Source organism: Actinomadura sp. NAK00032 (genome assembly GCF_013364275.1).
Lineage (GTDB): Bacteria > Actinomycetota > Actinomycetes > Streptosporangiales > Streptosporangiaceae > Spirillospora.
Genome location: NZ_CP054932.1, coordinates 9,422,044 through 9,430,849, shown reverse-complemented (window position 1 = coordinate 9,430,849; position 8,806 = coordinate 9,422,044). Strand labels below are relative to the sequence as shown.

Here is an 8,806-nt window from a genome sequence, read left to right as displayed (position 1 = left end):
GCGCAAGGTCCCCCCTCCACCGACTCCGCCGTACGGAGTACCTGACTGCCCGGCTCTCCCACGGGTTACGGCTCGCCTCTCAGGGCACGGCCGCGACGCGGAAGACTTACTCTCTCACGAGTTGTCCACAGAGTTGTCCACATGCTGTGCATAGGCATGCGGCGCCTGTGTAAAACCCACGGGGCGGGGTCTTCGGAGACGGGGTCGGGAAGGCTCCGGCCATCGCGTGGCCGGTACCGGGGCGGTTCTCGAACGGGGGCTTGAGGGGCAGAGCGCCGACATCAGATCCTCGAATTCGTCGAAGTCGGAGGAGTGTCGGCTCGCCCAGACGACCTTAACCGCTGCCGTCCCCACCCGCAACACGAACCGACCCCGTCCACAGCGGCCCCGCGCCCGCGGTCTGTCCACAGCGACCGTGCCGTCCGACGGTCGGAGGAGCGCTCCGTTTGACCGCGCACCCGGAGAGCCCGTAACGTGCTGAGGTCGAGTCGCATCGACGGAGATGCCGCGTGCCCGCCGGCAGCAGCCCCTTCAGGCGAGTCCGGGTGGGCCCCCGCTGCGGGGGACCGGACGCGGCCCTCGACGCGAACCAGCGAGACTCAACACCCGTAGCCGAACGAACCGCAGCACTGGAGCCTCAAGTGAGCAAGCGTACTTTCCAGCCGAACAACCGTCGTCGCCACAAGAAGCACGGCTTCCGGCTGCGGATGCGCACGCGCGCCGGCCGCGCGATCCTGTCCGGTCGGCGGGGCAAGGGCCGCGCCCGCATCGCGGTCTGAGCCACCTGCACTGTGCTGCCGTCCGGTAACCGGATGCGGCGGCGGGACGACTTCACGTTGGCCGTCCGGCGCGGTCGCCGCGCCGGACGGCCAACTGTCGTGGTTCACCTGCTTCGCCCGGATGAGACACCGGCGCCGGCGACGCCGCCGCTGGTCGGATTCATCGTGGCGCGCACCGTCGGCAACGCCGTCGTCCGCAACGCGGCGCGGCGGCGCCTGCGCCACCTCATGCGTCCGCACCTCGACCGGCTTCCAGCGGGTAGCCTGCTCGTAGTGCGCGCCAACCCCCGCGCGGGAACGGCGCGTCCAGACGAACTGGCCGCGGATCTGGAGTCGGCGCTCGACCGGCTGCTGCGGCCCGCGTCCAAGGGGCGAAGATGAGGAGTCGGCAGGGGACCGCGTCCCCCGCGCAGCACGAGGAGGCCCGTCCGGGCCCCGTCGCGCGCGTACTGATCCTTTTCGTCCGCGCCTACCGCCGCTTCTTGAGTCCCCTGCTCGGGCAGCAGTGCCGCTTCCACCCCTCGTGCAGTGCGTACGGCCTGGAGGCGCTCCAGGTTCACGGGGCGGCGCGCGGCACGTGGCTCACGGCCCGCCGCATCGCGCGGTGCCAGCCCTTCAACCCCGGGGGTTACGACCCGGTGCCGCCTAAGAAGACGTCCGAACCCCCCTCCGGTGAGTCCGGGGACGGGGAATCCGGGGAGTCACGGGACGCGTTCACTCAGGGACCGTCCGTCTTCTCCGGGGAATCTGGGGGGACGACCCCTCAGCAGCGCTCCACGGCGGCCTCCTCGAACTCCGGCCGCGAGGAGAGCGGCCACGCCCTAGCAGAGCCCAAGGAGCTGCCCGGTGCTTGATTGGTTGTACGAGATCGTCTCTCAGCTCATCGTGTGGATTCACACGGGGCTCAGTACGGTCGTCCCCAAGGACAGCGGATGGGCGTGGGGCGGTTCGATCATCCTGCTCACCGTCCTGCTGCGGCTGATACTCGTCCCCCTCTTCGTGAAGCAGATCCACGCTTCACGGAAGATGCAGGAGCTGAACCCGAAGGTCCAGGCGCTTCGCAAGAAGTACAAGAACGACAAGCAGCGCCTCAACCAGGAGGTCATGAAGCTCTACCAGGAGAACGGCGCCAACCCGCTGTCGGGCTGCCTGCCGCTCCTGGTGCAGATGCCGATCTTCATCGGGCTGTTCCAGACCCTGAAGCGCATCTCCGACGCCAAGCCCGGCGAGAGCGTCTTCGCGGTCTCCTCCGACCTGGTGGCGAGCGCGCAGCACGCCAACATCTTCGGCGCGCACATCCCGGACACCTTCCTGAACGCGTGGGGCGCCGACCCCAAGAGCTGGACCGCGATCATCGTCACCGGCATCGCCGTGGTGATCAGCTCCTGCACGACGTTCTTCACCGTCCGCGCCAGCATGAAGCGGCAGCCCGTCACCGACGACGCCAACCCGATGATGCAGGCGCAGAAGATGATGGTCTTCCTCGCGCCGCTGTTCGGCCTCTTCGGCCTCGGCTTCCCCCTGGGCGTCCTCATGTACTGGGTCACGTCCAACAGCTGGACGCTGGCGCAGCAGCACTACATCTACAAGAAGTACCCGCCGCCCAGCACCGACGGCGAGGCCGCGACGACCACCGGCACGGCCAAGAGCGGCACCAAGGCCGGGACTAAGGCCGGCACCAAGGCGGGCACGAAGCCCGGCACCAAGACGGCCGGTTCGCGGGCTGCCGCGGCCAAGAACGGCCAGTCGCCGTCCGGCGCGAAGGCCAAGGCCAGGCTGAAGAAGGAGCCCGAGGCGGACCCCGAGCCCGAGGACAAGCCGAAGGTCGTGCGCAACCAGCCGACCCGCAAGCCGCGCAGCAAGCGCAGCGGCACCCAGAAGCGCTAGTTTGAACCCCGAGCACGTGCCGGAGAAGGAGTCACCGTTGAGCCAGACCGACACCACCGAGGTCGACGTGCAGGCGCTCGAACAGGAAGGCGAGATCGCCGCCGACTACATCGAGGGCCTGCTGGACATCGGTGACTACGACGGCGACATCGACATGGACGTCGAGGGCGAGCGCGCGATGGTCGCCGTCGTCGGCGCCTCGCTGGACGAGCTGGTCGGCAAGCGCGGCGAGGTCCTGGAGGCGCTGCAGGAGCTGACCCGGCTGGCGGTCCACCGCCAGACCGGCAACCGCACCCGCCTCATGCTCGACATCGGCGGCTACCGCGAGCGCCGCCGCGCGGAGCTCACCAAGCTCGGCACGGACGTCGCGGACGAGGTCAAGCAGGCCGGCGAGTCCAAGCCGCTCGCCCCGATGACCCCGTTCGAGCGCAAGATCGTCCACGACGCGGTCGCCGCGGCCGGCCTCCGCAGCGAGTCCGAGGGCGAGGAGCCCGACCGCTACGTCGTGGTCTACCCCGCCTGACCGACCCTCCGAACGGCCCCGCTGCCTCCCGGCACCGGGGCCGTTCGCATTCCCCTCGCCTACCCGAGTTATCCACACCTCCCGATCCATGACCGGGAGCACTCCGCGACCCGGAACCATCGCAGATAGCAGGCCCCCAACCTGCCCGGCGCGTTGTGCGCCGTCTGGGGGTTATCCACAACTTCCGATTCATGGTGGGGACGACCGGGAGAGGCTCGACCATGGAGCCAGCGGATCCAACTCGAAGGGGGCCACGCCATGAACACGCGCACCGAGACCAGGGAAGCGCCCCCATGGCCCGGCGTTAGGCCATGACCTTCACCAGGGCGGCCTGGACCTGGGCACGGTCGATCTCCTCGGCGAGGACGAAGGTGACGAAGACAGGGCCGAGCTCGACGTCGAGTTGCTCGGTGGCGGGTTGCGGGAGCCGCCGACCATGGGAGGGCCCCGCGCCCTGGCCGACGCGGGGCCCTCGGTAGCCCGGTGTGCACCGCCGCCAAAGCACACCGGGCAGGCCCTTACACCATCACCCACCCCTGAACGTCACGCCCGCAGCCTTCCGTCACCGACTCTCACCACCCGCACCCCTCTGGCACGAACCACCTCGCCCCGCGCCACCCCACTAACGCTCCCCCACACGAAAGCCCCGGCCCACACGAAAGCCCCGGCCCACACGGAAGGCGCGGCCCACACGGACGGCGCGGCGCCACACGGACGGGCCCGGCCCACCACCAAAGCCCCAGCCCACACGGACGGGCCCGGCCGGCGCGGGCGGCCTGGACGGCGTGGCCCGCGGGGGCGGTGTGGCCTGGGGGCGCTGTGGGCTCGTGCGGACCGTGCAGTCCGCGCCGCCTGTGTGGCTTTGTGCGGGCGGTGCAGTCCGCGCCACCTGTGTGGCTTGTGCGGGCGGTGCGGCTCGCGCGGACGTTCTGGCTCGCCCCGCCGGCGTGGCTCGCGTCGCCAGCGTGTGCGGGGGTGGCGTGCCTCGTGCGGTCGGTGCGGCTCGTGCCGCTGGCGTGGCCCGCAGGGGGCGGTGTGGCCTGGGTGCGCTGTGGCTCGTGCGGGACCGTGCGGGCGGCGCCGCCTGTGTGGCTTGTGCGGACGGTCTGGCTCGCCCCGCCAGCGTGGCCTGCGGGGGCGGTGTGCCTCGTGTGGGCGGTGCGGCTTGCGCGGGTGGCGTGCCTCGTGAGGGCGGTGCGGCTTGCGCGGGCGGCGTGCCTTGTTGGACGGTGCGGCTCGTGAAGCTGGCGTGGCCCGCGGGGGCGTGTGCCTCGTGCCGGCGGTGCGGCTTGTGTGGGCGGTCTGGCTCGCGCCGCCGGCGTGGCTCGTGGGGGCGGGGTCAGGTTGTTTGGGATGCCTTGTGCCGGGAGAGCGGCTTGCGTGGGGGCGCCAGGTAGGCGGCGGCCGCCGGGCGGAGGTGTCGGACGCGGTCGATCGCGTGCGGCTCACCGGGTGCCTGCCGAACGGGTTATCGGCGGGCGGTGCGGCGCCATCGGCGGCGCTGGGGTGGGATGCGGTCGCCTGCGTCCACGACGGAAGTGCTGTTCTCCTCCGCGGGGTCCTGCGCGTGCGCGGGGTCCTGGGCGAACTCCGGGTCCTGGGCGACGTGCCCGTGGGTCACGCCCTCGTCGGCAGGGTGTTCGATCACGCGTTCGACTCGCTCGGCCGGACGTCCCAGGGGTGCGGGGTCCTCGATGATGTGCTCTTCGCGGACGATGGTTCCGGGCTCGTCGCCGTAGGCGGGGTCGGCGCCGACGACGCGTCCGGCGCTCCGGCGGGGGCGCGTGTACTTGAGGGTGAAGCCCATGCTGAAGAGCCCCACCACGATGAGGATCCAGCCGACCAGGTGAATATCGACGCCGCTGAGGTCGACGCGCAGCGCGAACGCGAGGATCGCGCCCACGGCGATGAAAGCGAGACTGACTCCGATTCCCATGGCTCGGAGCTCCTTCCGGGGGGACGGTCGGGCGACACGGCACCTCTACCCGGCAGGTCCCGAATATGCAGTGGGGTCATGTGGTTCTCGCCATAACGCAAGGGTCGTGCAACCCTCCGCCTGGACGCTGCACCGGCACGTTTCGCGTGTACGCCGCCGCCGGGTTTTGTGGAACGATTCGTCTGATGGGCATTGGACGTGAGGTTTTCGGGGACGCGCTGCCGGTCGCGGAGCGTTATGCGGCGTTTCTCGCCGATGCGGGGGTTGAACGCGGGCTCATCGGGCCGCGTGAGGTCGACCGGCTCTGGGAACGCCACTTGATCAACTGCGCGGTGGTGTCCGAGGCCGTCCCGGCAGATGCGCATGTTGTGGACATCGGCTCCGGCGCGGGGCTGCCCGGCATCGTCCTCGCGATCGTCCGGCCCGATCTGCGGATCACGCTGCTGGAGCCGCTGCTGCGCCGCACCACCTTCTTGGAAGAGTGCGTCCAACTGCTCGACCTGCCGAACGTCGAGGTGCGCCGGGCCCGGGCCGAGGAGGTGGTGAAGGAGTTCGCGGTGGACGTGGTCACCGCGCGAGCCGTCGCGCCTCTCGAACGCCTGGCGAAATGGGCGCTCCCCCTCCTCCGCCCGGACGGGGAACTCCTCGCGCTCAAGGGGGAACGGGCCCAGACCGAATTGGACGAGGCGGAGCCCGTGCTGAAGCGGCTCGGGGCGCGCTCGGCGGAACTGCTCCAAGTCGGGCGCGGTATGGTCGACCCGCCGACAACACTCGTCCGTGTGGTCGCCGGCCGAGGAGAGGTTGTCGGGCGACGACAGCGCGCGCCGCGGCGTGCCAGAGGGTCGAGGAAGAGGTCTTCATGAGCACGGGACCAGGACTGGGCCGGCCTGACCGCGCCGACGAATCCCCCGACGAGCAGCCGTCCGGCCTGGGCGAGGGGGCCCAGCCGTCCGCCGGCGGGACAGAGGGAGTCCCGGCCCCGCGGACGGCGCCGGGATCCGGCCAGGGGACCGCCCCGGGGAGCACGCCCTCGGGGCACGCGATGTGGGGTAGCACGACGTCCGGTACCGCGGAGAACGTCGGATACGTACCGACGAACACCGGCGCACGTCCGCCGGAGCCGCGCAGCGGACCGAACCAGGGGGAGTCAGAACTCGTGCGCGAGGCGCTCAAGGACGCCAAGGTTTCACATGAAACAGCGGTCACCGCGCTGAAGGCGATGTCGGGCCGCAGGGAACGGGAGTGGCCGCGGCCCGACAGGTGCCGCGTGATCACCATCGCCAACCAGAAGGGCGGCGTGGGCAAGACCACCAGCTCGGTGAATCTCGCCGCGTCGCTGGCCATGCATGGCGCGCAGGTGCTCGTGGTAGACCTCGACCCGCAGGGCAACGCGTCCACCGCCCTCGGCGTCGACCACCACGCGGAGGTCCCGTCGATCTACGACGTGCTGATCGAGGACATGGCGCTCGCGGACATCATCGTCCCGGCGCCGGAGATCCCGAACCTGTACTGCGCGCCGGCCACCCTCAACCTCGCGGGCGCGGAGATCGAACTCGTCTCCAAGGTGGCCCGCGAGTCGCGGCTGCGACGGGCGCTCGACGCCTACGACACCGAGAAGTTCGACTACGTGCTGATCGACTGCCCGCCGTCGCTCGGCCTGCTCACCGTGAACGCGCTCGTCGGCGGCGACGAACTGCTCATCCCGATCCAGTGCGAGTACTACGCGCTGGAGGGGCTCGGGCAGCTGATCCGTACCGTCGACCTCGTCAAGGCGCACCTCAACCAGAAACTGAAGGTGTCCACGATCCTGCTCACGATGTACGACGCCCGGACGCGGCTCGCCGCCCAGGTGGCCGAGGACGTCCGGAACCACTTCGGGGACGTCGTCCTCAACACGGTGATCCCCCGCAGCGTCCGGGTATCGGAGGCGCCGAGCTACGGGCAGTCCGTCATGACCTACGACCCCGGTTCGAGTGGCGCGCTCGCCTACAGCGAGGCCGCCTCGGAGATGGCCCACGGAGGAGCTGTCCAGTGAGCCAGCAGCGACGCGGTCTGGGCAAGGGGCTCGGCGCCCTCATTCCCACCGCCCCGCCCCCGCCGACGCCGGACGAGCCGGGGAACGCGGGCGAGCCCGGCTTCCCCGGTGGCCCCGCCGCTTCGAACGGCGCCGCGGCCCCCGGGCTCGAACCGGTCGCCGGCGCGCATTTCGCGGAGCTGCCGGTCGGATCCATCACCGTCAACCCGCGGCAGCCGCGCGATCACTTCGACGAGCAGGCGCTGCAGGAACTCGCCGAGTCGATCGGCATCGTGGGGCTGCTGCAGCCGATCGTCGTCCGCAAGTCCGCGTCGGGCGATCACGACTACGAACTGATCATGGGCGAGCGCCGGTGGCGGGCGTCCAAGATGGCCGGACTGGACGTCATCCCGGCGATCGTCCGCGACACCGGCGACAACGACCTGCTCCGTGACGCGCTCATGGAGAACCTCCACCGCCAGCAGCTCAACCCGCTGGAGGAGGCCGCCGCCTACCAGCAGCTGCTGCAGGACTTCGGCGCCACCCACGAGCAACTCGCCACCCGCATCGGCCGGTCGCGCCCGCACATCACCAACACGCTGCGGCTGCTGAACCTGCCGCCCGCCGTCCAGCGCCGGGTGGCCGCCGGCGTCCTGTCCGCCGGCCACGCCCGCGCCCTGCTCTCCCTCGACAGCATCGAGGCCCAGGAGCACCTGGCGCAGCGGATCGTCCAGGAGGGGCTCTCCGTCCGCGCCCTGGAGGAGATGATCGCGCTCCGCGAGGTCGACGACGAGCCCAAGGCGCCACGCCAGGGCCGCCGCAAGAAGCCGGTCGCCCCCGGCCTGCGAGAGCTGGCCGACCGCCTCTCCGACCGCTACGAGACAAAGGTCCGCGTCGACATGGGCCGCAACAAGGGCAAGATCGTCGTCGAGTTCGCCACCCTGGAAGACCTCGACCGCATCATCAAGTCGATGGCCCCCGAGGACGACGACCTACCCGGCAACTGACCAACCCACCACCGCGCCCCGGAACGCCACCCGCCTCCGGGGCGCTTCTCTTTGCCCACTCCCCCAATGTTTCCCGTGAAACATCCCGTCATCAACACCGCCCGCCCATCCCACCAAACACCACGACGACCGCCCCACAGCGGTCCTGGGCGGGCCCAGTCGAAGAGCCGACCGTCCTACGTCTGTGGCTCTGTCTCGCCGCTCAGGCGGTGCGCGTCGCTGCCGCCGGTGGGGGTGGTCCCGGGCGGCGGCTTCAGCTGTGTGCCGTGGACGGCCCCGTCCCCGTGCGGCGTAGGCCTGTAGCGGCTGACGCGATTGGTCGGGCAGGTTGGCGGCGGCCTCGGTCGTGCCCAGATGAAGAGCTGGCCGTGCGCAGCCTTCCGGCTTGGCCCGTTGCTGGGGGCTGTGCGCGGTGGTTGGCGAAGCCGAAGGCGTAGAAGTCGGCGGTGTCCCCGTGGCCCACGCTCAGCTCGACCGCGCGGCGCAGCAGCGCGACGGCGTCGCCGGGGCTGCTGCGCAGGCGGTCGAGCTGGATACTGCGGCACATCGCCCTCAGCCACGCCCCGTTCAGCTCGCCGATGCGGCGTGTCGCTGGTCGAGGCGCATCAGATTAAGACGCGATCGCTGACGGACCGCCCGTCCCGCCCGCTCTGCACGCGG

At 70.8% G+C, this 8,806-nt stretch carries 8 protein-coding genes and 2 pseudogenes; 8 read left to right on the top strand and 2 right to left on the bottom strand.

Annotated features, from left to right (window positions below):
- Positions 1-641: 641 nt before the first annotated feature.
- From rpmH to HUT06_RS43590, 5 genes and pseudogenes are all read left to right on the top strand, one after another.
- The gene (rpmH, locus tag HUT06_RS43610; RefSeq protein ID WP_131736510.1) at positions 642-779 is read left to right on the top strand and encodes a 50S ribosomal protein L34; all 138 of its coding nucleotides are present in this window, start codon (positions 642-644) and stop codon (positions 777-779) included.
- Positions 780-791: 12 nt separating this feature from the next.
- Positions 792-1,160: a ribonuclease P protein component gene (rnpA, locus tag HUT06_RS43605; RefSeq protein WP_138638929.1), complete on the top strand. Its 369-nt coding sequence runs from the start codon at positions 792-794 to the stop codon at positions 1,158-1,160.
- Positions 1,157-1,432 (top strand): annotated as a pseudogene (gene yidD, locus HUT06_RS45095) (membrane protein insertion efficiency factor YidD); the annotation flags it as partial. The gene rnpA and the pseudogene yidD, both read left to right, overlap by 4 nt.
- Before the next feature lie 193 nt (positions 1,433-1,625).
- Positions 1,626-2,666: a membrane protein insertase YidC gene (gene yidC, locus HUT06_RS43595; protein WP_176201039.1), complete on the top strand. Its 1,041-nt coding sequence runs from the start codon at positions 1,626-1,628 to the stop codon at positions 2,664-2,666.
- Positions 2,667-2,703: 37 nt separating this feature from the next.
- Positions 2,704-3,189, top strand: a complete 486-nt coding sequence (locus HUT06_RS43590; RefSeq protein WP_176201038.1) for a R3H domain-containing nucleic acid-binding protein — start codon at positions 2,704-2,706, stop codon at positions 3,187-3,189.
- Positions 3,190-3,496: 307 nt separating this feature from the next.
- Here HUT06_RS43590 and HUT06_RS45090 read toward each other — a convergent pair.
- Positions 3,497-3,625, bottom strand: a pseudogene (locus HUT06_RS45090) (AAA family ATPase); the annotation flags it as partial.
- Positions 3,626-4,657: 1,032 nt separating this feature from the next.
- A complete protein-coding gene (locus tag HUT06_RS43580; RefSeq protein ID WP_176201037.1) occupies positions 4,658-5,125 on the bottom strand; it encodes a DUF6458 family protein in 468 nt (155 codons plus the stop codon).
- A gap of 185 nt (positions 5,126-5,310) precedes the next feature.
- Here HUT06_RS43580 and rsmG point away from each other — a divergent pair, with 185 nt between their 5' ends.
- The 3 genes from rsmG to HUT06_RS43565 all read left to right on the top strand — a co-directional run bounded on the left by rsmG (position 5,311) and on the right by HUT06_RS43565 (position 8,146).
- Positions 5,311-5,988 carry a 16S rRNA (guanine(527)-N(7))-methyltransferase RsmG gene (rsmG, locus tag HUT06_RS43575; RefSeq protein ID WP_176201036.1) on the top strand — a complete coding sequence of 226 codons (678 nt, stop codon included), beginning with the start codon at positions 5,311-5,313 and terminating at the stop codon, positions 5,986-5,988.
- Between the two features lie 293 nt (positions 5,989-6,281).
- On the top strand, positions 6,282-7,160 hold the full coding sequence (locus HUT06_RS43570; RefSeq protein ID WP_302931873.1) for a ParA family protein: 879 nt from the start codon (positions 6,282-6,284) through the stop codon (positions 7,158-7,160).
- Positions 7,157-8,146, top strand: a complete 990-nt coding sequence (locus tag HUT06_RS43565) for a ParB/RepB/Spo0J family partition protein (protein ID WP_176201035.1) — start codon at positions 7,157-7,159, stop codon at positions 8,144-8,146. Before HUT06_RS43570 ends, HUT06_RS43565 begins: the two co-directional genes overlap by 4 nt.
- The last annotated feature ends 660 nt before the right edge of the window (positions 8,147-8,806 follow it).